This is a genomic window from Arthrobacter sp. NPDC056727 (assembly GCF_042790555.1).
GTDB lineage: Bacteria > Actinomycetota > Actinomycetes > Actinomycetales > Micrococcaceae > Arthrobacter.
Genome location: NZ_JBHTZA010000035.1, coordinates 1 through 22,606 on the forward strand (window position 1 = coordinate 1; position 22,606 = coordinate 22,606).

At 67.3% G+C, this 22,606-nt stretch carries 20 protein-coding genes; 12 read left to right on the forward strand and 8 right to left on the reverse strand.

What is annotated here, in order from left to right; all coding sequences use genetic code 11:
- Nucleotides 1-44: 44 nt before the first annotated feature.
- A complete protein-coding gene (locus tag ACFRAH_RS22585; RefSeq protein WP_003798723.1) occupies nucleotides 45-431 on the reverse strand; it encodes a DUF1844 domain-containing protein in 387 nt (128 codons plus the stop codon).
- Between the two features lie 383 nt (nucleotides 432-814).
- On the opposite strand from ACFRAH_RS22585, the gene infC reads away from it, so the two are divergent.
- The 4 genes from infC (at nucleotide 815) to ACFRAH_RS22605 (ending at nucleotide 3,677) form a co-directional block, all read left to right on the forward strand.
- Nucleotides 815-1,843 carry a translation initiation factor IF-3 gene (gene infC, locus ACFRAH_RS22590; protein WP_377993143.1) on the forward strand — a complete coding sequence of 343 codons (1,029 nt, stop codon included), beginning with the start codon at nucleotides 815-817 and terminating at the stop codon, nucleotides 1,841-1,843.
- A 116-nt stretch (nucleotides 1,844-1,959) separates the two neighbouring features.
- Nucleotides 1,960-2,154, forward strand: a complete 195-nt coding sequence (rpmI, locus tag ACFRAH_RS22595) for a 50S ribosomal protein L35 (RefSeq protein WP_076798109.1) — start codon at nucleotides 1,960-1,962, stop codon at nucleotides 2,152-2,154.
- A gap of 117 nt (nucleotides 2,155-2,271) precedes the next feature.
- On the forward strand, nucleotides 2,272-2,727 hold the full coding sequence (gene rplT, locus ACFRAH_RS22600) for a 50S ribosomal protein L20 (RefSeq protein ID WP_314195606.1): 456 nt from the start codon (nucleotides 2,272-2,274) through the stop codon (nucleotides 2,725-2,727).
- A gap of 53 nt (nucleotides 2,728-2,780) precedes the next feature.
- Nucleotides 2,781-3,677 (forward strand): TrmH family RNA methyltransferase, encoded by an 897-nt coding sequence (locus tag ACFRAH_RS22605; protein ID WP_377993144.1) that lies wholly within the window; start codon nucleotides 2,781-2,783, stop codon nucleotides 3,675-3,677.
- Nucleotides 3,678-3,854: 177 nt separating this feature from the next.
- On the opposite strand, the gene ACFRAH_RS22610 is transcribed toward ACFRAH_RS22605, so the two are convergent.
- The gene (locus ACFRAH_RS22610; protein ID WP_377953849.1) at nucleotides 3,855-4,130 is read right to left on the reverse strand and encodes a GlsB/YeaQ/YmgE family stress response membrane protein; all 276 of its coding nucleotides are present in this window, start codon (nucleotides 4,128-4,130) and stop codon (nucleotides 3,855-3,857) included.
- Nucleotides 4,131-4,361: 231 nt separating this feature from the next.
- On the opposite strand from ACFRAH_RS22610, the gene ACFRAH_RS22615 reads away from it, so the two are divergent.
- The gene (locus tag ACFRAH_RS22615) at nucleotides 4,362-5,315 is read left to right on the forward strand and encodes a cation diffusion facilitator family transporter (RefSeq protein ID WP_377993145.1); all 954 of its coding nucleotides are present in this window, start codon (nucleotides 4,362-4,364) and stop codon (nucleotides 5,313-5,315) included.
- 90 nt (nucleotides 5,316-5,405) lie between these two features.
- Here the strand turns inward: ACFRAH_RS22615 and ACFRAH_RS22620 are convergent, their stop codons facing one another.
- A complete protein-coding gene (locus ACFRAH_RS22620; RefSeq protein WP_377993146.1) occupies nucleotides 5,406-6,611 on the reverse strand; it encodes an MFS transporter in 1,206 nt (401 codons plus the stop codon).
- 127 nt (nucleotides 6,612-6,738) lie between these two features.
- Between ACFRAH_RS22620 and ACFRAH_RS22625 the strand changes: the two genes are divergently transcribed.
- The 4 genes from ACFRAH_RS22625 to ACFRAH_RS22640 all read left to right on the forward strand — a co-directional run bounded on the left by ACFRAH_RS22625 (nucleotide 6,739) and on the right by ACFRAH_RS22640 (nucleotide 9,883).
- A complete protein-coding gene (locus ACFRAH_RS22625) occupies nucleotides 6,739-7,197 on the forward strand; it encodes a (deoxy)nucleoside triphosphate pyrophosphohydrolase (protein ID WP_377993147.1) in 459 nt (152 codons plus the stop codon).
- A gap of 144 nt (nucleotides 7,198-7,341) precedes the next feature.
- Nucleotides 7,342-8,322 (forward strand): methionine ABC transporter ATP-binding protein, encoded by a 981-nt coding sequence (locus ACFRAH_RS22630; RefSeq protein WP_377993148.1) that lies wholly within the window; start codon nucleotides 7,342-7,344, stop codon nucleotides 8,320-8,322.
- Nucleotides 8,319-9,020 carry a methionine ABC transporter permease gene (locus tag ACFRAH_RS22635; RefSeq protein WP_377993149.1) on the forward strand — a complete coding sequence of 234 codons (702 nt, stop codon included), beginning with the start codon at nucleotides 8,319-8,321 and terminating at the stop codon, nucleotides 9,018-9,020. Before ACFRAH_RS22630 ends, ACFRAH_RS22635 begins: the two co-directional genes overlap by 4 nt.
- Nucleotides 9,021-9,079: 59 nt before the next feature.
- Nucleotides 9,080-9,883: a MetQ/NlpA family ABC transporter substrate-binding protein gene (locus tag ACFRAH_RS22640; RefSeq protein ID WP_377993150.1), complete on the forward strand. Its 804-nt coding sequence runs from the start codon at nucleotides 9,080-9,082 to the stop codon at nucleotides 9,881-9,883.
- 95 nt (nucleotides 9,884-9,978) lie between these two features.
- Here the strand turns inward: ACFRAH_RS22640 and ACFRAH_RS22645 are convergent, their stop codons facing one another.
- Entirely contained in the window at nucleotides 9,979-11,223 is a 1,245-nt protein-coding gene (locus ACFRAH_RS22645; protein WP_377993151.1) for an Rv2578c family radical SAM protein, read from the reverse strand.
- Between the two features lie 81 nt (nucleotides 11,224-11,304).
- On the opposite strand from ACFRAH_RS22645, the gene pcp reads away from it, so the two are divergent.
- Nucleotides 11,305-12,000, forward strand: a complete 696-nt coding sequence (gene pcp / locus ACFRAH_RS22650; RefSeq protein ID WP_377993152.1) for a pyroglutamyl-peptidase I — start codon at nucleotides 11,305-11,307, stop codon at nucleotides 11,998-12,000.
- Between the two features lie 20 nt (nucleotides 12,001-12,020).
- Here pcp and ACFRAH_RS22655 read toward each other — a convergent pair whose 3' ends face one another.
- Both ACFRAH_RS22655 and ACFRAH_RS22660 read right to left on the reverse strand, forming a co-directional pair.
- Nucleotides 12,021-12,683 carry an SIMPL domain-containing protein gene (locus ACFRAH_RS22655; protein ID WP_377993153.1) on the reverse strand — a complete coding sequence of 221 codons (663 nt, stop codon included), beginning with the start codon at nucleotides 12,681-12,683 and terminating at the stop codon, nucleotides 12,021-12,023.
- Nucleotides 12,676-13,125: a hypothetical protein gene (locus ACFRAH_RS22660; protein ID WP_377993173.1), complete on the reverse strand. Its 450-nt coding sequence runs from the start codon at nucleotides 13,123-13,125 to the stop codon at nucleotides 12,676-12,678. The genes ACFRAH_RS22655 and ACFRAH_RS22660 overlap by 8 nt, the downstream gene beginning before the upstream one ends.
- A 394-nt stretch (nucleotides 13,126-13,519) precedes the next feature.
- On the opposite strand from ACFRAH_RS22660, the gene pheS reads away from it, so the two are divergent.
- Together pheS and pheT are read left to right on the forward strand one after the other, a co-directional pair.
- Nucleotides 13,520-14,581 (forward strand): phenylalanine--tRNA ligase subunit alpha, encoded by a 1,062-nt coding sequence (pheS, locus tag ACFRAH_RS22665; RefSeq protein WP_377993154.1) that lies wholly within the window; start codon nucleotides 13,520-13,522, stop codon nucleotides 14,579-14,581.
- 2 nt (nucleotides 14,582-14,583) lie between these two features.
- Nucleotides 14,584-17,127 (forward strand): phenylalanine--tRNA ligase subunit beta, encoded by a 2,544-nt coding sequence (gene pheT, locus ACFRAH_RS22670; protein WP_377993155.1) that lies wholly within the window; start codon nucleotides 14,584-14,586, stop codon nucleotides 17,125-17,127.
- A 112-nt stretch (nucleotides 17,128-17,239) separates the two neighbouring features.
- Here the strand turns inward: pheT and ACFRAH_RS22675 are convergent, their stop codons facing one another.
- Nucleotides 17,240-18,589, reverse strand: coding sequence for a M1 family metallopeptidase (locus tag ACFRAH_RS22675; RefSeq protein ID WP_377993156.1), 1,350 nt, complete (start codon nucleotides 18,587-18,589; stop codon nucleotides 17,240-17,242).
- A 47-nt stretch (nucleotides 18,590-18,636) separates the two neighbouring features.
- Nucleotides 18,637-22,578, reverse strand: coding sequence for a Pls/PosA family non-ribosomal peptide synthetase (locus ACFRAH_RS22680; protein WP_377993174.1), 3,942 nt, complete (start codon nucleotides 22,576-22,578; stop codon nucleotides 18,637-18,639).
- Nucleotides 22,579-22,606 lie beyond the last annotated feature (28 nt).

Below are 22,606 nucleotides of genomic sequence, written 5' to 3' on the forward strand. Positions count from 1 at the left end.
GGCCGGCCCCGAGGAGCCGGCCCGCCGCCGTCGTAATTCAATCCTTAGTTCACTGCACCGGTGAACTTCTCACCGGGGCCCTTGCCCGGAGGATCCGGGATGATGGACTCTTCGCGGAAGGCGAGCTGCAGGGACCGCAGGCCGTCGCGCAACGGACCGGCGTGCTGCGAGCCGATCTCCGGGGCGGCTGCCGTGACCAGTCCGGCGAGGGCGGTGATGAGCTTGCGGGCCTCGTCCAGGTCCTTCAGCTCAGCGGCGTTCTCCTCGGCAGCCAGGCCGAGCTTGACGGCGGACGCACTCATGAGGTGCACGGCGGCGGTGGTGATGACCTCGATCGCGGGAACTTCGGAGATGTCGCGGATTTGCTGCGTGACGTCGTCCCCGGCGCCGGGCGCCTGGTAGACGTGTGAATTGCTGTCTGGAGTGCTCATACTGGTAAGCTTGTCACAGACCGACTGGATGTCGTTATTTTGCCGTGTATGAGACCCACTGCCGCGGATGTGCGGTAAGCGGGTATCTTTCTGTAGAATTGATACTCAGTTCGCAAGCGGAGTTCTCTCCCACCCGCGTCAGCCGTTTTCCCTGGAAAGTTCAGGGCAGCAAGGTTGCCGGGTAACGGTCGGGCGGTTCCCCGGACACGAGTCCGGAGAAGTGCGTGCAGTCCCCGCGGGGAGGTGCACATCCGATCTTTGAGGCCTTCGATTGCTCCGGCAATTGGGGGCCTTCTCTATTTTGCCGGTGGAACACCCATCACAAACACAGGAGCTTTAACATTAGCGAGCCAAGAATCAATGAGCGTATCCGCGTCCCTGAGGTGCGGCTGGTCGGTCCTGCCGGCGAACAGGTAGGGATCGTCCGTATCGAGGATGCCCTGCGTCTGGCTGCCGAGTCCGACCTGGATCTCGTTGAAGTTGCACCGCAGGCCAAGCCTCCGGTGTGCAAGCTGATGGACTTCGGCAAGTACAAGTACGAAGCCGCAGTCAAGGCCCGTGAGGCCCGGAAGAACCAGACCAACACGGTTCTGAAGGAAATCCGGTTCCGCCTGAAGATCGACACCCACGACTACGAGACCAAGCGCGGCCACGCCCTGCGGTTCCTCGGAGCCGGGGACAAGGTCAAGGCCATGATCCAGTTCCGCGGCCGTGAGCAGCAGCGCCCCGAAATGGGCCTGCGCCTGCTTCAGCGTTTCGCTGAGGATGTGGCTGAAGTTGGTGTCGTGGAGTCAAGCCCGCGCATCGACGGCCGCAACATGGTCATGGTCATCGGTCCGCTGAAGAACAAGGCCGAGGCTAAGGCCGAAGCCCGCCGTGCGACCCAGCGCGCCGAGGCCAAGGCGCAGAACGAAGCCAAGGCCGCCGGACGCGTTGACGTCTCCGGTAAGGACCAGGCGCCGATGACGCAGTCGCTGGGCGACCTCCTCCCGGAGGGCTTCAAGGTTTCCGAGGACACCGCCGCTGAGGCACCGGAAGTTCCCGCTCAGGAAGCCCCCGCTGCGGAGGCTCCGGCGCAGGAAGCTCCGGTTGCAGAGGCTCCGGCCGCGGAGGCTCCCGTCCAGGAAACTCCGGTCCAGGAGGCTCCAGCGGCTGCAGCACCCGCCGAGGCGCCCGCGCCGAAGGCTGCTGCTCCGAAGGCTGCTGCTCCTGCCGCTGCTGCGGCGGAGCCCGCTGCCGCCAAGGTACCGGCGCCGAAGGCCCAGGCCGAAACGCCTGCCCCGGCAGCGCCGAAGCCTGCGGCTGTGCCTGCACCGCCGAAGCCGGTGGCCAGGCCCGCCGCGCCGAAGCCGGTGGCACGTCCTGCTGCTCCCCGGCCCACGCCGAAGCCGGCAGGCAAGAAGACCAACTAGTTCGAAACTGCGGAAGGCACCACCTTCCGGCAGCCAGCAACCAGCACGCCGTCCCCAGGGCCGGCTGCGCGAAAGACTGCAGACATGTCTGCGGATACGTTAGGAGATCGGTTCCCATGCCGAAGATGAAAACCCACAGTGGTGCTAAGAAGCGCTTCAAGCTGACCGGTACCGGCAAGCTGCGCCGCCAGCAGGCCAACCGCCGCCACTACCTCGAGCACAAGTCCACCCGCCTGACCCGTCGCCTCGCCGGCGACAAGATCGTCTTCAAGGGCGACGCCAAGGTCATCCGGAAGATGCTCGGCATCTAGTTCCAAGCTCTTAGGTTGCGGCCGTCAGGCAGCAGCCACCCACCAATAAAGCCTTCTCAGGCCAGCCGGATCACCGGCGAAAGATGCTTGGGACAAGAATTCTGAAGGAGTACGCACGTGGCACGTGTGAAGCGGGCGGTAAATGCCCACAAGAAGCGCCGGGTTGTCCTCGAACGCGCCAAAGGTTACCGTGGGCAGCGCTCACGCCTGTACCGCAAGGCAAAAGAACAGCTGCTGCACTCGTTTGTGTACAGCTACGGCGACCGCAAGAAGAAGAAGGGCGACTTCCGCCGCCTGTGGATCCAGCGCATCAACGCTGCTTCCCGCGCCAACGGCCTGACCTACAACCGCCTGATCCAGGGCCTGAAGGCCGCTGAGGTTGAGGTTGACCGCCGCATGCTGGCCGAGCTCGCCGTTTCCGACGCCAACGCTTTCGCTGCGCTGGTCCAGGTTGCCAAGGACTCCCTGCCTGCTGACACCTCCGCTCCGGCCGCCAAGGCCGAGGCTGCACCGAAGGCCAAGGCTACCCGCGCACGCGCTGCGAAGAAGCCGGCCGCTGCAGCTGCCGAGTAAGCAGCCAGCTCCCCGTTCAAGGACCGGTGGCAACAGCCACTAAGGTTTCTTATATGAACGAAACCGGGCGCCCGCAAGACTTTCCACTCTCCAATCCCCGAGCAGATCGGGTGAGGGATGTGGCAAAGCTTGCAGGGCGCCCGGTCCGTTTAAAGCGCCGGCAGTTCCTGGCCGAAGGCCCGCAGGCCGTTCGTGAGGCCCTGGTCCTTCACGGCAAGCGGATCGCCGCCGGCCAGCCCGGTGTGGTCCGCGAGGTGTATGCCAGCGAGGCCTGCCTGGACCGTTACCCGGAGTTTGAGGAACTGGCCGCGGGAACCACCGCCCGGCTCGCCACGGACGAAGTCCTGGCCGCCATGGCGGACACCGTCACACCGCAGGGGATCGTCGCGGTCTGCGACTTCGTGGACGTACCCTTGGCGGACGTGCTCGACGCCGGTCCACGGCTGATTGCGGTGCTCTGCCAGGTCCGCGACCCCGGCAACGCCGGCACCGTGCTTCGGGCCGCCGACGCCGCCGGTGCCGACGCTGTGATCCTGACCGGTTCCAGCGTGGACATCTACAACCCCAAGGCGGTCCGCTCTACAGCGGGCTCCCTGTTCCACCTCCCGGTGGTCCTCGGCGCCGACGTCAACGAACTCGTGGCGCTGTGCAAGGCCCGGGGGATTGGCGTGCTCGCCGCGGACGGATACGGAAAGCTGAACCTGGACCGCCTGCAGGACGAGAACGCGGCGCGCCGGCTGGGTGCATCGACCACCGCCTCGGACTACGCCCTGGAGAGCCCGACGGCCTGGCTTTTCGGCAACGAGGCCCAGGGGCTTTCCGACGACGAGCTCGCACTTGCAGACCATCGCGTGGCGGTGCCCGTGTACGGCGCTGCCGAGAGCCTCAACCTGGGAACAGCCGCCACCGTCTGCCTGTACGCAAGTGCGAGGTCCCAGCAGCCCGCGTAGCGCTGGAGTTTTTGTACAGATAATGGCCGCAAAGGGCCCCCTAACCCGCGGTATCTGTACAAAAACTCCATACACACGAAGGAGCGGGTGCCCACTTGAGGTGGGCACCCGCTCCTGTCTGTTTTGTCTGTTATGTGGCCGGGCCGGTTGAGGCCCGGTGCCTATGATCCTGGCCTGTTATGGTGCCCGGGTGGCCCGGTTGCGGCCGGTGATTGCGCCGTAGATGCCTGCGACTACGAGGCCGCCGATGATGGCGAGGATCCAGGTGCCGAGGTCGAAGAACGCCAGGTCACCCTTGCCGAAGAGAAGGCTGCCGATCCAGCCGCCAACGATGGCGCCAACGACGCCCAGAACCAGGCTGGTGACCCAGCCGCCGCCGACCCGTCCGGGCATGACGGCTTTAACGATTGCGCCTACGATCAGGCCGAGAATAATCCAAGCAAGAAATCCCATTGTCTGCTCCTTCATATTCGTCGGGAGCGATTCTTATCAGTCCCGATATGGCTTCAAGCTAACACAGGGCGTGTTTCTTTGTCAGCAGGCTTAGTTTCGGCTTTTTCGTGGCGTCCGAAGGCCTTGTGCGGTGTCTGTCCGGGCCCGGACGGGTACGGTATTTACTAGGCGGCGGCATCTTGCCGCCCTGTCCCATCCGGTGAAATTCCCATGTAAAGAGGTGAGCCTCCCTTGGCTGCAAGTGGCGGTACCAAGGCGATTGTTGCGGCATTGGCCGCCAACCTGACCATCGCCGTCCTGAAGTTCGTTGCGTTCCTGCTGACACGCTCCTCATCGATGCTGGCCGAGGCCATTCACTCAGTGGCGGACTCCGGCAACCAGATTTTGCTGCTGGTCGGCGGGAAGCGGGCCCAGCGGGCTGCCAGCCCCGAGCACCCGTTCGGGTACGGGCGCGAGCGGTACATTTACGCGTTCATTGTTTCCATCGTGCTCTTCAGTGTCGGCGGCCTGTTCGCCCTGTATGAGGCATGGGAAAAAATCCAGCACCCGCACGGGATTGAAGGTGACTTCTGGTGGGTGCCCCTGGCCGTGCTGGTCGGTGCCATCGTTGCTGAAGGATTCTCCTTCCGGACGGCCATCATCGAGGCGAACCACATCCGCGGCAGCCAGGGCTGGATCAGCTTCGTGCGGACCGCCAAGCAGCCCGAGCTTCCGGTGATCCTGCTCGAGGACTTTGGTGCGCTGCTCGGCCTGGTCTTCGCGCTGCTCGGCGTCGGGCTGACCCTGCTGACCGGCGATGGCGTCTGGGACGGGATCGGGACCGGGATGATTGGCCTGCTGCTGGTGGCCATTGCCGTGATCCTCGCGATGGAGACCAAGTCACTGCTGCTGGGGGAGTCGGCAACCAAGGACGACGTCAGCCGCATCCGGCGTGCCATTGAAGCGGACGGAACCGCCATCATCCACCTCAAGACCCTGCACCTGGGCCCGGAGGAGTTGCTCGTGGCCGCCAAGATCAGCGTGGCGGCGGGCGATTCGGGGCTGGATATTGCCAAGGCCATCGACGACGCCGAAGCACGGATCCGTTCGGAAGTTCCCATTGCGCGGGTCATTTACCTGGAGCCCGACATCCGCCGTGCCCAGGTGGCCAGCGGGCCCGCCCTTGCGGGCGACCCGGGAGCCTAGGCTTTTATTTTGAAGAGTTGGGCCGCTGGCGCGGTGCTTTTTTGAGCCGCCGGCCCTGGGTTTCTGAAGCCGCTGGCTCCGTGACTGCTGTTACGGGGCCAGCGGCTTTTTGCGTTCCAGGAGGCCGCTGAGCAGCGCCACCATCAGGCCGAGAATGGCCAGCACTGCACCCACCAGGGCGGGCGCGACGTAGCCCCAGCCCCACGCGATTACGACGCCGCCGAGGAAAGCGCCCAGGGCGTTGGCCACGTTCAGCGCCGCGTGGTTGAGCGAGGACGCCAGCGACGGCGCATCGGGAGACGCGTCCAGGAGCCGGGTCTGCAGGGCGGGGACGAGCATGGACCCGGCGCCGCCCACGACGAACACCATGACGAAGGCTGCCCACGGCCAGTGCACTGCCACGGCGTACACCACCAGCGCTACGGCGATTCCCGGCAGGACCCGGTAGATGGTCCCCATCACGGACTTGTCCGCGATCCTGCCGCCCACGATATTGCCTGCCACCATGCCCAGGCCATACAGGGCCACCACGAGCGGCAGCAGCGCGGTGGGAATTCCGGCGACGGCCGTCATGGTGTGCGAGATGTAGGTGTAGGTGGCGAAGAACCCGCCAAAACCCACGATGCCAATGAGGATTGCCAGCCAGACCTGTGCCCGCCGGAGGGCGCCCAGCTCCCTGCGGATGCTCGCCTCCGCGTGCGCCGGCTGGAAAGGGACGAATTTCCAGATGAGCGCCAGGGTCACAAGGCCCAGACCTCCCACCAGGACGAAGAGCAGCCGCCAGCCAAACGTCTGGCCGAGCCATGTGGCGAAGGGAACGCCCACAACGTTGGCCACGGTGAGGCCCGCCATCACCATGGAAATGGCCCAGCCCCGCCTGGTCGGCGCCACCAGGGAAGCGGCAATCACGGCCGCCACCCCGAAGAACGCGCCATGCGGCAGCCCGGCGGCGAACCGGGAGACCAGCATGCTCGCGTAGTCCGGAGCAATGAACGAGGACAGGTTGGCGACGCTGAAGAACAGCATCAGGCCCAGCGCGAGGTACTTGCGCGGCAGTTTCGCACCGACGGCGGCAAGCACAGGGGCCCCGACGACGACGCCCAGGGCGTATGCCGAGATCAGGTGGCCGGCCTCGGGAGTGCTGATCCGGAGCCCGACCTCGACCTCCTTGAGCAGGCCCATCATGGCGAATTCGGTGACGCCGATCCCGAAGCCGCCCATGGCCAGCGCCAGGATGGCCGGTCCGATGCGAATGGCGGTCTTAGGCGTGCGGGGAGCTTGGACAGTGGAAGTCATGTGCCTGCTTTTCGAAAGGGTGTTACGGAGTCGGCCTCGTTGCCACTGATAAGTACGATTTTAACAAGCCGGTGGCGGGACAGCTATTCCCGACCGGCAGCGACCGGCCGCCTCATAGACTGGACGGGTGACTGAACTGATCAACGTTGTTGGCGGCGCCGTGCTCGACTCGCTGTCCGCTCCCGCCCGGCTTCTGGTGGCACGGCGGACTGCGCCTCCGCAGTTCGCCGGCATGTGGGAATTCCCCGGCGGAAAGGTGGAGGCGGGGGAGGCTCCAGAAAGCGCACTCCACCGGGAGCTCCGCGAGGAACTCGGTGTCGGCGTCGTCCTCGGGCCGGAGCTGGAAGCTCCCGGGCCGGCAGGCTGGCCCCTGAACGACCGGGCGGCGATGCGGGTATGGTTCGCCGAAGTGGCCGACGGCGACCCGCGGCCACTCGAAGACCACGATGAACTCCGCTGGATCAGCATTCGTGATAGTGACGAAGCTCTCAGCCTGCCCTGGATCCCGGCGGACCTGCCGATTGTCCGGGCGCTGCTGGCCAGCGTCGCCGCCTCGAGCAGCGCGGGCACCGTCCACGGGAATTAACGCCGCCCTTCACCGGGTTTTTCGAGCTGTTTGTTCGAATTTGTTGCCTTAAGGGCTGCTGGGCAGAATTACATGCTGGACACCCCCGGGGTGTCTCACTCCTTGGACGACTCCGGGAGATCCGCCCAGCCCTGGAGGAACCGCATGATATCCGTGAGCCGTGTCGTCAAGAGCTACGGTTCCGGGGCCGCACAGGTCCGCGCCCTCGACGACGTGACCATGTCCGTGAAAAAGGGCGAAATCTTCGGTGTCGTGGGTCAAAGCGGCGCGGGCAAGAGCACCCTCATCCGCACCATCAACTCCCTGGAGCAGCCCGATTCCGGCACCGTCCACGTCGGCGGCCGGGACATGACAAAGCTGGCGGGCAAGGAACTGCGGCATGCACGCCATGACATCGGCATGATCTTCCAGCACTTCAACCTGCTCAGCGGACGCACCGTGCGGGCGAATGTGGAGCTCTCGCTGGAGATCGCCGGAGCGGGCCGGGCCCAGCGGCGGACCCGGGCGCTGGAGATCCTTGAACTCGTGGGCCTGCACGGCAAGGCGGACGCTTACCCGGCCCAGCTGTCGGGCGGCCAAAAGCAGCGCGTCGGCATCGCCCGCGCCCTGGCGTCCAGCCCCTCCGTGCTGCTCAGCGACGAAGCCACCTCGGCACTGGACCCGGACACCACGCGCCAGATCCTGGACCTGATCCGCCAGCTGAGCAAGGACCTGGGCCTGACCGTGCTCCTGATCACGCACGAGATGGACGTGGTCAAGCGCATCTGCGATTCCGCTGCGGTCATGAGCCAGGGCAGGATCCTGGAGCAGGGATCCGTCGAGACCCTGCTGACCACGGAGAAGTCCCTGCTTGGCCAGGCGCTCTTCCCGCTGGGCGATATCCCGCAGACCTCCAACGCCGTGGTTGAGGTCACCTTCACCGGAGTGGCCACCGACCGGCCGGTCATAGCCCAGCTGGCACGCGAACACGGCATCGATGTGGGGATCCTGGGGGCCGCCGTGGAGACCATCCACGGCCGACAGACCGGGCGGACCCGGCTGGAACTCCCGGGCGATGAAAGGACCGTGTCGGGCGCCGTCGCCGACCTGCGGTCGCAAGGACTCTACGTGGAGGTAGTCAAATGATTGACCGCAACGACCCCTACTTTTGGGCGGACCTGCTGGACACCATCCTCAAGGGCGCCGGGGAGACCTTTTACACGGTGGGCGTGAGCCTGCTGCTCACGGTTCTTTTTGGCCTGGCTGCCGGCGTGCTGCTGGTCACCACCGAGGCTGACGGCCTGCTGGCCAGGCCCTTCGGCAGCCGTGCCCTCGGCGTCACCGTGAACCGGGTGCTCGACGTCGTAGTGAACATCGGACGGTCCATCCCGTTCATCATCCTGATGATCCTCCTCATTCCCTTTACCCGCCTGCTCACAGGCTCCTTCATCGGTCCCACGGCGGCAATCGTGCCTCTGGCGATCGCCGGCATTCCGTTCTTCGCCAGGCTCGTCGAAATCGGCATCCGCGAGGTACCCAAAGGCCTGGTTGAAGCTGCCCAGTCGCTCGGTGCCACCCGGTGGACGATTCTCACCAAGGTCCTGGTTGCCGAGGCCGTCCCCGCGCTGGCCCTGGGGTTGTCCACCACCGTCGTGGGACTGATTGGCTACTCGGCGATGGTGGGCGCAGTTGGCGGCGGCGGCCTCGGCGATGTGGCCTTCCGCTACGGATACCAGCGCTACAGCCCTGAGTACATGTTCGCGGTCGTCATCCTGCTGATCCTTCTGGTCCAGGTGTTCCAGTCGCTGGGCAACTTTGCCGCCCGCAGGCTGTCCCACCGCTGACGCGGTCCTCACCCCGCCTGTTTTTTATCCCCATCCGCTCCATCCCGAAAGAGTCCAGCATGATCCGATCCACCATCTTCAAGGCCGCAGCGGCCGGAGCCGTTGCCGTCCTGGCCCTTTCCGCATGTGGCAGCCCAAGCGCGTCCAACGCCTCGGAGACCATCAAAGTGGGTGCCCTCGCGGTGCCGGCCGGCGACATGCTCAAGCACGTCCAGAGGGAGCTCGCGCCCAAGGAAGGCCTCACGGTCGAATACAAGGAGTTCAGCGACTACAACACGCCCAACCCTGCCGTGAGCGACGGCGACATCGACGCCAATCTCTTCCAGAACACCACGTTCATGGAGACGTACAACAAGGCATCGGGCAAGAACCTGGTCAGCGTCGGAAAGGTCTACCTGCCTCCGATGGCCCTGTACTCCAACGGAGTGAAGAGCCTGGACGCCCTGCCCGAGGGCGCCTCCGTGGCCATCCCCAATGACCCCACCAACGAGGCCCGCGCACTGAAGCTGCTCGCGTCCAAGGGCCTGATTGAGGTGAAGGAGAACCCCATCACGCTCAAGGACGTGACCGCGAACCCCAAGAACCTGAAGTTTACGGAGATCGAGAACGCCAGCCTTCCGCAGGCACTCAACGACAAGGACGCCGCCATTGTCACGCTCGCTTTCGCCCTGCCGGCCGGCCTGAGCACTGACAAGCAGATCCTGGTGGAGGGCAAAGACAGCGCGTATTACAACGTCCTGGCGGTCAACGCCGACAAGAAAGACGACGCCCGGGTGCAGAAGCTCTACAAAATTCTGACGTCGCACGAGATGAAGGACTTCATCCAGACGGAGTTCAAGGGCCTGGTGATTCCGGCCAGCTAGGGCTCACTGGCTGCGGGTGGCACTGCAGCCAGGACCCCGCGGAGGGAAGGACGGTCACCGTCCTGCCCTCCGCTTTTTCGTGGGTGAGAGTGGGCTCAGAACAGCGTGGGCTGCGACGTCCGCTTCACGCCGTGCTGGCTGTGCTGCCCTGGCCCGGACCGCGGTGACCGAGGCTGCGGCAGGCTTCCCTCGGGATAGGCGGCTTCCTCGCCGCGGGGATCGTCGGGCAGTGTTTTGTCCGGCACTGTTTTGTCCGGCAGTGTTTCATCGGGCAGTGTTCCGTCGGGCAGCGTTGCCCCGAACAGCATTCCTTCTTGCGGGGCAGCGTCGGCCTGCTGGTGGCCGGGTTTGGGATCGTCGACGTCCCGGTGGCTGAACCCGTGCGAACCGGCGAGGCCGTGCCGTGCCTTAAAGAACCGGACCCTGCCGGCCAGCCAGGTGCGGTATTCCTTGGAGGCATACGACCCCGTGCCGTACAGCCTGCGGTAGCGGCCCACCAGTTCCGGATGCCGGGCAGCGATCCACTGCATGAACCATTCCCTGGTGCCGGGCTTGAGATACAGTGCGCCGGCGGTGACGCCGGTGGCGCCCGCGGCTGCCAGCGAGGCGAACAGTGAGTCCAATGCCTCGTCGCTGTCCGAGAGCCACGGCAGGATGGGCATGGCCATCACGCCGCAGGGCAGCCCGGCTTCCCGGAGCCTGGACACGAGCTTGAGCCGGGCCCGCGGGCCTGGTGTGCCGGGCTCGATGGCCTCGGAGAGGTGTTCGTCCGTCATGGCGAGCGAGATCCCGATGCCCACCGGAACCTGTGCCGCGGCATGCTTGAGAAGCGGAATGTCGCGTGCCAGCAAAGTGCCCTTGGTCAGGATGGACAGCGGGGTCCCGGAATCGGCAAGTGCGCCAATGATGCCCGGCATCAGCCGGTACCGGCCCTCGGCGCGCTGGTAGGGGTCCGTGTTGGTGCCCAGCGCCACATGGTGCCGGTTCCAGGAGGGTTTGGCCAGCTCCTTGCGCAGCACCTCGGCCGCATTGATCTTGACCACCACCTGGCTGTCGAAATCAAGCCCGGCGTCGAAGTCCAGGTACGTGTGGGTTTTGCGGGCAAAACAGTAGACGCACGCGTGGCTGCATCCCCGGTAGGGGTTCACGGTCCACTCGAAGGGCATCCGGGAGCCGGCGGGCACCTTGTTGAGCACCGATTTGGCGGTGACCTCATGAAAGGTGACGCCGGCGAACTCGGGAGTGGACACGGACCGTACCAGGCCGGCCAGAGGCAGCAGCGGTGCGGTTCCCGGCATTTCCTGCTGTGCCGGTTTGAGTGCCTGTGCGTCCCATCTCATGCCCTCCATTCGAATGTATGTTCGAAGTTAAGTCAAGGTCCGCGTCGGCGTTTCCCGCGGACCGGCGGCTACGCTGGGTCCATGATTCTGCTCACCGGCTTTGAACCTTTCGGCGGCCAGCCGATGAATCCCTCCTGGGCGGCAGCGTTGGCCGCCCGGGACCTGCTTCGGGCGGCAGGGGTCGCCGTCGACGCGGTCGAACTGCCGTGCGTCTTCGGCGCTGCCGGGAGTGTGCTGCGGAATGCCCTCGATGACCTGGCGCCGGAGCTGGTGGTGTGCGTCGGGCAAGCCGGAGGCCGCGAACGCGTGTCCCTGGAAAGGGTTGCCATCAACTGCGATGACGCCCCGATTCCGGATAACGCCGGGAACCAGCCTGTGGACGTGCCGGTGGTGCCGGGCGGGCCGGCTGCCTATTTCACGTCGTTGCCGGTCAAGGCTGCCCTTCTGGCCGTGGAAAAAGCGGGCGTTCCCGCCGAAGTCTCACAGACGGCGGGAACGTACGTCTGCAACCATACTTTCTATACGCTCATGCACGAGCTCACGTCCCGGCCGGGCGTCCGCGGCGGATTCGTCCACGTGCCCTTCGCTCCGGACCAGGTGGACGCCCCAGATCAGGCACAGCAGGGGAGCGGTGCCCCGTCACTGCCTGTGGCGTCGATGGCAGAGGCGATCGCCGCCGTCGTCCGCGCCTCGCTGGCCGTGCCCGCCGGCGCAACCCGGCCGGCCGGAACCACCGGGCCCGGCGACGTCGCGCTCGCAGCGGGCAGTCTTCACTAGGCCGCCGGCCGTGACGTCCGTCAGCCGGCAGGTGAGCGCAGCTCCCACACCACGGTGACGCCGGTGCTGACGCTGAGATCCCCGGCTTCCACTGTGACGGAGTCGGCGGCGAAGGCCCGCTGCATCCCGCCCAGCGGAACGGGCGCCGACGGCGCGGGCTGCTGCCGCACGGAGACCACCTCACCCAGCTCAGCCCCGGCAAGCCCGGCGAGCTGTGCTGCAGCGGCCCGCGCATCGGCCCATGCGGCCTCACGGGCCAGCGCAAGGACGGCAGCGGTGTCCGCGAAGCCCAGCTGCAACCCGTCCAGTCGGACGTCGTTGCCGCCTGCCTCCACGGCCGCCGCGATGATGGCCGAGCCGGCATCCAGGTCCCGGAGCCGCACGCTGAGCATGGCGGATGCGATATAGCCGGTGACCTGCTGCCCGCGGCCCTCCTGCCAGACGACGTCGGCGCGGACGTTAAGCCCCGACGTCCGGATGTCCCTGTCTTCCACGCCCCGGCTGCGCAGCGCGCCAGCCACGGCGGCGGATGCCTCGCCGGCGGCAGTATAGGCACCACCTGCGTTGTCGCGCCTGCACTCCACGCCGATCGAGAGCGTCAGCATATCCGGGGCGCCCCCGGCGGTTCCGGATCCCGTGACGGTGACCGTCCGGTTTGCCGTCTGGTCCACGGGCTCAGCCATGCCTGTGCCTCCGGTCCATGCGCCGCCCGTCCACCGTATTCCTCCGGTCCAGATAGCCGCCGGCTTCCAGGCCGGCATGCCGCTCGAAAGGATTTCCCGACGCCGGATCGCCGTACCGGAGGGCCGACCACGCTGCGGCTGCGAAATAGAACAGCAGGAAGGGCAGCCCGAGGCACCATGCGTACTGGGTGCTGTGCCGCTCCTCATGGCCCAGGAGCACTGGGCTGGTCATGGCGGCGTCGGCGTCCGCGCGGAAGAGGACCACGTTGCCCACGGTGAAGGCGCCGGCCAGCGGCAGCCGCCAGCCGTAGCCGGTGGCGACGATGAGGCCGCGGGGACCCCGGAATGTCGTGGTGCCGGCCAGTCCGGCAAGCGCCAGCCCCAGCGGGGTGGAAGTGTTCAGCACGTTTGCGAGCTGCCTCAGGCGCTGTCCCTGCGTCAGCGGGGCGGGCGTTGCGGGGCCAATCGTCCTGCGCCTTCCCGTCCCGGAACCATGCGTTCCGCGGCCTTGCATCATGGGGCCATGCTAGCCGCGGGCGTTCCCCCGATACAGGTGCGCGATGCAGGTCCCTGATCCAGGTACCCCAGCAAGCCGCCATGGGAGGCGCTGTCACGTAAGTGGCCGCTGTCAATTGGCCCGGCGCTGTCAATTAGACTGGGAACAGTGCCTGCCGGCCACCCGCCGGCGAGCCTGCCCTGTCTTGGGATGGCGTCTTTGGATGACGTCCTTGGATGACTTCATGGAAATGACGTGCCAGCGACGGACGCGCTGCCGGGGAAACCGGCGCGGCTGCACCGGCCGCTGGCATCACCCGACTCGTAGCTAAGAACAGTAGATGACTGAAACTTTGCCGGGCGCCGACGTCCCGAACCCTCTGGATGAAACCGCCATCAACGCCGCCGTGGATCAGGCCGTCGCCGCCATTGCCGGCGCCTCCACGCTCGATGAACTCAAGGCAGTCCGCTTGGCCCACACCGGCGAGAAATCGCCGCTCAGCCTGGCCAACCGTGAGATCGGACGCCTGCCCAAGGACCAGAAGGCCGCTGCCGGCAAGCTGATGGGTTCATCGCGCGGACGTGTCAACAAAGCGCTCGCGGACCGCACTGCGGAGCTGGAAGCCGAGAACGACGCCCGCATCCTGGTCGAGGAAACCGTGGACGTCACGGCCGCCCCGCGCCGCCGCCGGGCCGGAGCCCGCCATCCGCTGTCCACGTTGCAGGACCGGGTCGCGGACATCTTCGTGGGCATGGGCTGGGAAATCGCCGAAGGCCCCGAGGTGGAATCCGAGTGGTTCAACTTCGACGCCCTGAACTTCAAGCCGGACCACCCGGCCCGCGAAATGCAGGACACCTTCTTCGTGGAGCCGCCCGAGGCCCATCTGCTGATGCGTACGCACACCTCGCCGGTGCAGGTCCGGTCCATGCTGGAACGCGAGGTGCCCATCTACGTGCTGTGCCCCGGCAAGGTGTTCCGCACCGATGAACTCGATGCCACCCACACCCCGGTCTTCCACCAGTTCGAGGGCCTCGCCATCGACAAGAAGCTCAGCATGGCCGACCTCCGCGGAACCCTGGAGCACTTCGCCCGCCAGATGTTCGGCGACGAAGCCCAGATCCGGCTGCGCCCCAATTACTTCCCGTTCACCGAGCCGTCCGCCGAGCTGGACATCTTCCACCCCGGCGCCAAGGGCGGGCCGCGCTGGATCGAATGGGGCGGCTGCGGCATGGTCAACCCCAACGTCCTGCGTGCCGCCGGCATCGACCCGGACGTCTATTCAGGCTTTGCCTTCGGCATGGGCATTGAGCGCACGCTCATGTTCCGCAACGAGGTCGGCGACATGCGCGACATGATCGAAGGCGATGTACGTTTCAGCGAGCACTTCGGGATGGAGATCTAACAGTGCGTATCCCACTTTCCTGGCTGCGTGAATTCGCGCAGGTACCGGCCGGAGCCACGGCCGAAGACGTCATGGCCGAACTGGTCAAGGTCGGTTTTGAAGAAGAGGCGGTCCACCGCCCCACGGACGCGCTCCGCGGACCCGTCGTGGTGGGCCAGGTCCTGAGCCTCGTCAAGGAACCGCAGACCAACGGCAAGACCATCAACTGGTGCCAGGTCCGCGTCGTCCCCGAAGGCCAGGAGCAGACCCTCACCGGCAAGGGCATCGACCCGTCCGGTGTGCAGGGCATCATCTGCGGCGCGCACAACTTCGTCGAGGGCGACAAGGTGGTGGTCACCCTTCCCGGTGCCGTGCTGCCCGGAGACTTCCACATCTCGGCGCGGAAGACCTACGGCCACCTGTCCGCCGGCATGATCGCCTCCGTCCGCGAACTGGGCATCGGCGAGGACCACGACGGCATCCTGGTGCTTTGCCGGATCGGCCTGGATCCCGAGATCGGCACCGACGCCATGGAGCTGCTGGGCCTCTACGACCAGGCCGCCGAAATCAACGTGACCCCGGACCGCGGCTACGCGTTCTCCCTTCGCGGCGTGGCGCGCGAATACGCCCACGCCACCGGCACGGTGTTCACCGATCCCGCGTCCAGGGTCAACGCCCCGGCTTCCCTCTCCGGCGGCTACGGTGTCAAGATCAACGACGACGCCCCCATCTACGGCAAGCCCGGCTGCGACCGCTTCGTGGCACGCACCGTCCGCGGCGTGGACGCCACCAGGCCCACCCCGCCGTGGATGTCCTCCAGGCTTCGATTGGCCGGAATCCGTTCCATCTCGCTGCCGGTGGACATCTCGAACTACGTGATGCTCGAACTCGGCCAGCCGCTGCACTTCTACGACCAGGACAAGCTGTCCGGCGACATCGTGGTGCGCCGGGCCGTGGCGGGGGAGAAGCTGACCACCCTCGACGGCAAGGAGCGTTCGCTCGACGCCGAGGACCTGCTGATCACGGACGCCTCCGGCCCCATCGGCGTCGCCGGTGTCATGGGCGGCGCCTCCACCGAGGTCTCCGACACCACCTCAACGGTCCTGATCGAGGCAGCCCACTTCGAGGAAGTCTCCATCGCCCGCTCCCGCCGGCGCCACAAGCTGCCGTCCGAAGCGTCCAAGCGCTTCGAACGCGGTGTGGACTGGCAGGTCGCGAACATAGCGGCCCAGCGCGCCGTCGATCTCCTCGTGGAGCTGGCCGGCGGTACGGCCGACGAGGCCGGCACCGACGTCGGCACCGCGCCGGACGCTGTGACCATCGCCCTGCCGGCGGAATTCCCCGCCGCCCGGATCGGCATCGACTTCACAGAAGAGCAGATCGTCACGTCCCTTGAGGACCTTGGTGCAGTCCTCGAAAAGACCGACGCCGGCTGGACCGTCACCGCGCCGAGCTGGCGGAACGACCTGGAAACCAAGGAGGACCTCTCCGAGGAAGTGGCCCGCCTGGTGGGCTACGACCAGATCCCGGCGACCCTGCCGGTGGCGCCTCCCGGCCGCGGCCTGACCCGCGTGCAGCAGCAGCGCCGCCGCTTGGTCCAGGCGCTGGCGGACGCCGGCCTGACCGAGGTCCTGGCCTACCCGTTCGTTTCGAAGGCCGCCAACGACACGTTCGGTGTGGCCGAGGAGGGTGCACCCCGGACGGCGGTCAAGCTGGCCAACCCGATCAGCGAGGAGCACGGCTACCTGCGCACGTCGGTGCTGCCGGGCCTGCTGGAGGTCGCCAAGCGCAACCATTCCCGCGGCTTCCGCGACCTCGCCGTCTTCGAGGCCGGCATGGTCTTCCTGCCCGGTGACACGCTGGGCACGCCGTCCATTCCGCCGCTGGGCGTCAAGCCAAGCGATGAGGTGCTTGACGCGCTGTACGACGGCGTTCCGGACCAGCCGCTGCACGTCGCGGCCGTGCTGACCGGCCATGATTCCCCGGCTGCCGCAGGTCACGCGCCGAGGCAGTGGGACTGGGCCGACGCCCTGGACATCGCACGCTTGGCCGGCGACGTCCTTGGTGTGGAGCTTGTGGTCACCCAGGGCCGGCACCAGGCGTTCCACCCGGGCCGCGCCGCGCAGCTTTCGCTGCGCTCCGGCGAGGTCGTGGGGTATGCCGGTGAACTGCACCCGAAGCTCCTGGCCGCGCACGATGTCCCGGCGCGGTCCGTCGCGCTGGAACTGAACGCGGATGCACTGTTCGAGGCTGCGGCCGACGTCGTGGTGGCCCGCCACATCTCCACCTTCCCTGTGGCCACCCAGGACGTGGCCCTCGTCGTGCCCCAGGCCGTCCCCGCCGACGACGTGCTGGCCGCGCTGCGTGAAGGCGCCGGCGAGCTCCTGGAGGACGTCGCCCTGTTCGATGTCTACTCGGGGAAGGGAATCGAGGATGGCAAGAAGTCCCTTGCCTTCGGCCTCCGGTTCCGCGCCACCGACCGGACCCTGACGGCTGACGAGGCGTCGGAGGCGCGGGAGCACGCCGTCGCCGCCGCAGCCGAGCGGTTCGGCGCCGTCCAGCGGTAAGCGTGCAGATGAACCTGTCCAGCGCTAGCTGACCATAAAGAAAGACCACGCCATTGGGCGTGGTCTTTCTTTATGCCGCAAAACCCAAAACCAGGGGCCGCAAAACTATGGCTTACGGCAGCGGCGGCAAAGCCTCTTCGTACAGCCATGGATGCAGCAGCGTCTCCGTGTCCAGCCCCGTAACGCGGTTGGCCGTCAGGATGAACTCGGGCGTCGACACGGAGCTGTGGGCGTGTGTCCGTGTCCATTCCTGCAGCAGCGCGAAGAATGTGAGGTCCCCGCAGCGGCGGCGCAGGGCGTGCAGGGCCAGTGCTCCCCGCTTGTAGACCCTGTCGTCAAACATGAGTTCCGGGCCGGGATCGCCCACCAGGATGTCCTGGGCTTCCGCGTCGAGCCGCCGCCAGGCTGCACGCGCCCGCTCGTGGGCGGGCATCACGCCGGCTTCTTCGGACCAGATCCACTCCGCGTAGCAGGCGAACCCCTCGTGCAGCCAGATGTCGTTCCAGGCGCGGAGCGTCAGCGAGTTCCCGAACCACTGGTGCGCCAGTTCATGTGCGATCAGGCGCTGTGACTCCCACCCGGTGTCAAGATGGTTGCGGCCCAGGATGGAGAGTGACTGGGCCTCGAGCGGAATTTCCAGTTCATCGGCGGTGACCACCACCGTGTATTCGGGGAATGGATAGGGGCCGAAGCGGCTCACGAAGGTGCTCATCATGGCTTCCTGCCGGCCCAGCGCTGTCTCAGCCCGGGCCACCAGGTGCGCCGGTGCCGCGACGAACTGGGGCACGCCGGCCGAGTCCGGCAGCCCCACCAGCCCGTACCGGCCGATCTGGATGGTGGCCAGGTACGTCGCCATCGGTTCGCGCTGCTCATAGACCCAGGTCTGGCGGCTTGACCTCACGGCCTGCCCCACGAGGAGGCCGTTGCAGACAGCCCGGTAACCGGCGTCGGTGGTGACGGCGATGCGGTAGCTGGCTTTGTTCCGGGGGTGGTCGTTGCAGGGGAACCAGGACGGCGCTCCGTTGGGCTGGCCGGCGACCAGGACGCCGTCGGTCAGCTCCTCCCAGCCAACTTCGCCCCACAGCCCACGCCTTGGCTGCGGGTTGCCGTCATAGCGGATCTCCAGGCTGAATTCCGAGCCGGCCTCGAGGGGCTGTTCGCAGTGAACCACCAGCTGTTCCGCCCGTTGGGTGTACTTCCGCACCCGGGCGCCGTTCAGCTGGATCTTCAGGGCGCGGAGGCCGGTCATGTCGAGTACGACGGCGGCCGTGCGGCGCGCTGCCACAGCGGCCAGGACTGCGCGGCCGGTCAGGCGGTTGCTGGCAAGCTTGTAGTCCAGCTCCAGTTCATAGTGCAGGACGCGGTAGGCATCCGTTCCGTGGCCCGGGACGTACGGATCCCCGGTGGCAGGGGCGCCGGCAGAGAGGACGGCGGCCGGGCCGGGCAGTTCTCCGGAGCTCATTCTGCGTATGACTTCCTTTAGCTGTGGTGGCCGCTACTTAAGGCGGGCTATTTGAGTCGCGGTGCGGGAACGGCGGGACCGGTCCACGGGCTGACCGGATTGCCCATCCAGTACGTCCCCGCCGGAACGGTCTCACCCCGCATCACCAGTGACGCCGGACCGACGGTCCCGCCCTTGCCGATCCTCGCCTGCGGCAGAATCACGCCGTGCGGGCCCATCGTCGCCCCGTCTTCGAGACTAACAGTGTCAATGCTCATGATGCGGTCGTGGAAGAGGTGGGTCTGGACAACGCAGCCGCGGTTGACGGTGGAGCTGGCGCCGAGCGTCACGAGGTCCGCCTCGGGAAGCCAGTAACTTTCACACCATGTGCCCCGGCCGATCCTGGCACCGAGGGCACGCAGCCACCAGACGAGGGCCGGGGTGCCGCTGGCGGAGCGGGCAAACCACGGCGCGCTCACCATCTCGATGAACGTGTCCACCACCTCGTTGCGCCAGATGAAGGAGCTCCACAGCGGGTGTTCGCCGGCTTTGATCCTGCCCACCAGCAGCCACTTGGCCGCCACGGAGCAGCCTGCCGCCACCCCGCCCGCGAGGAGGAGGACCATGCCGCCGAGAACAGCCGCTGCGCCGTAGCCCAGGGCGGTGGCGAGCCAGTCGAAAACGAGCAGCACGCCAAGGGCCAGGCCAACCGTCAGGACCACCGGCACAAACCGGCACAGTTCCCACAGGCTCCTGGCCACCTTGAGTTTGGCCGGCGGCTGGAAGGTGCGGGTGCTGTCGGAGGCCACCGCCGTACGCCGGAGCCGGACCGGCGGGCTGCCCAGCCAGGACGTGCCTGACTTGGCCTTGCCCGGCGTCGCCGAGAGGACGGCGACCAGGGAGTTCTTTGGCACGCTGCGCCCGGCCGCGGTCATGCCGGAGTTGCCAAGGAAGGAGCGCTTGCCGATTTTCGCCGGCGCGATCCGCATCCATCCTCCGCCGAGCTCATACGGGGCCACCATGGTGTCGTCGGCGAGGAACGCGCCGTCGCCTACTGTGGTCATGCGCGGCAGCAGCAGGACGGTCGAGGCCTCGACATTCTTGCCGACCTTGGCCCCCAGCAGCCTCAGCCAGACCGGAGTGAACAGGCTGGCGTAGATCGGGAACAGCAGGTCCCGTGCCATGTCCAGCACCCGCTCGGTGGCCCACACCTGCCAGCCGACGCGGCTGCGGACCCGGTAGTAGCCCTCGCTCAGGCCGAGGCCCAGCAACCTGGTGGTGGCCAGGATCAGCAGCATGGTGGCGAGGAACCACGTCAGCGCGGCGAGGGGAAGGGACGCCAGTACCTCCGGCAAGGCACTGAGCAGCGAGTCGTGGCCCCTGATGAACAGGAAAACCACGAGGGCTGCCGCCACGGCTGAAGCGTAGGGAATCAGGGCGAGGATGGCGGACGCGGCAGCAAAGGCCGTGAACCAGAGGCGGCCCAGCAGCGAACTGGCCGGCTGTGCCGCGGGCCAGTCATGCTTCGCCTTGCCCCGCCGTTCGGCCGGGGAACCTGCCACCACCTGGCCGGACTTGACCTTGCCCAGCACGGCGGAGCCGGGTTCCACCTGACCGCCGGCGCCGATGCTGGCGCCGGGCATCAGGGTGCTGCGGGCTCCCACCGTGGCGTCCGCCCCGACGTGGATGTGGCCGATGCGGACAATGTCGCCGTCGATCCACCACCCGGACAGGTCCACCTCGGGTTCGATGTTGCAGCCCCGGCCCAGGGCCAGGAAGCCGGTCACCGGGGGAAGCGAATGTAAGTGGACGTCCCGCCCCACCTTCGCCCCGAGTGCCCGTGCGTAGTAGGGCACCCAGGGAGCACTGGCGAGGCTGACCGCGCCGGCCAGGTCCTGGATCTGTTCGGCCAGCCAGAGGCGGAGGTGCACTTTGCCTGCCCGGGGGTAGGTTCCTGGCACCACGTTCCGAAGCAGGAGGCGGGCCGCGGCAACAGAGATGGCCATCCGCCCCAGCGGGCTGACGAAGACCAGCCAGGACGCGGCCACCCACCACCATGACACGGTGGGGGCTGCGGTGAACCCGGCAAGCGCAAACAGGACGTTGTTGGCCGCCATCAGGTAGGTCAGCCAGCGCATGCCCGCCAGGATGTGCAGCGGTATGCCCATGAGCGTCTGGAAGACCTGCGACTTCAGGGCCGTGGGGCGGACCGGCCGTTCCGGGGCCGGTCCCGCTGAGACGCCGTCGGGCAGCGACTGGCGGGCCGCCTCGATCAGCGCGCCGATGCGCGGGGTGGCGTAGATGTCCGACACGGTGATCGTGGGGTAGCGGACGCGCAGTGCGGAGACGAGCTGCGCCGCGGCCAGCGAACCGCCGCCGTGGGCAAAAAAGTCCGCGTCGAGGCCGGCGACGCTGCTGCCCAGCACCGCCTGCCACTGCCCAACGATCCACTGGGCGTCCTCCGGCAGGTTCAGCGGCGCGGCGTCTGCGGCTGCCGCGCCCGCTCCGGGCAGGGGCCAGGGCAGCGCATGCCGGTTGACTTTCCCGCTCGTTTTCGTGGGCAGGGTGTCGACGACGGTGAGTAGCGGAATGAGCGGAGCCGGAAGTGTGGCGGACAGCAGCTCACGGAACGCGGCAAGGTCCAAGGAAGCATGGTCCGGCGCTCCGTTCAGGACAGCCGGTGCCAGGTAACCCACCAGGACCTGGTTGCCGGCCGCCGTCGTGCGGACAGCGGCGGCGGCGCCCGCAACGCCAGGGAGGGACTGCAGGGCAGCGTCGATCTCACCGAGCTCGATCCGGCGGCCGCCCAGCTTGACCTGTTCGTCGGCACGTCCCATGAAGATCAGGCCGGCGCGCTCAAAGCGGACCAGGTCGCCGGAACGGTAGGCGCGCTCCCACCCCAGCGATGGCATCGGGGCGTATTTCTCCGCATCCTTCTGCGGGTCGAGGTACCGGGCCAGCCCCACGCCGCCGATGATGAGCTCGCCCACCTCGCCCTCGTCCACCGGGATGCCGCCGGCGTCCACCACCGCCAGGTCCCAGCCGTCCAGGGGGAGCCCTATCCTCACCGGTCCAGTGCCGCCCAGCGGAGCGGCGCACGCCACGACTGTTGCCTCGGTGGGCCCGTAGGTGTTCCACACTTCGCGGCCGTCCACGGCAAGGCGCTCGGCCAGTTCCGGCGGGCAGGCCTCGCCGCCGAAGATGAGCAGCCGGACGTTCTCCAGGGCCTCCGCCGGCCACAGCGCCGCGAGCGTGGGAACAGTGGACACCACCGTGATGCCGTGATTGATCAGCCACGGTCCCAGGTCCATGCCGGTGCGGACCAGGGCCCGCGGGGCAGGCACGAGGCAGGCGCCGTGGCGCCAAGCGAGCCACATCTCTTCACACGACGCGTCGAACGCCACCGACAGCCCCGCGAGCACACGGTCCTGCGGCCCCACCGGATCGTCCTGCAGGAAGATGCGGGCCTCCGCGTCCACGAACGCTGCCGAGGAGCGGTGCTGCACCGCCACGCCCTTGGGCTTCCCGGTGGAACCGGACGTGAAGATGACCCAGGCGTCGTCGTCGGGCGCGGCCTGGCGCGGTGCCGGGAAGGGGCGCGCACGCTTGCTGTCCGTGACGATCTCGCCGTTAGCCCGCAGGATGCCGGATACCCGGGCTTCACCGAACACCAGCTTGGCCCGCTCGTCGGGATCGTCCGCGTCCACGGGGACGTAGGCGGCGCCGATCATCAATACAGCCAAGATTGAGATGTAGAGCTCGTTGGTGCCGGAAGGGATCCGCACCCCGATCTTGTCTCCGGCTCCGAGGCCAGCCTGGTGGAGCCGCCGGCCCGCGGCCTTCACCTCCGCCAGGAGCTGGGCGTAGCTCAGCGAGCAGCGGCCGTCGTCGAGCGCCGAAGCATCCGGGAAACGTGCGGCGGTATCGGTGAGGATGTCCACCAGGGTCCGCTCCGGCGGGGCGGCGGCAGTGCCGGTGAGTTGCGGCGCGTGCACTTGGGCCGCGTGCACGTCTGCCGCCGCCGGTCCGGCGTCAGAG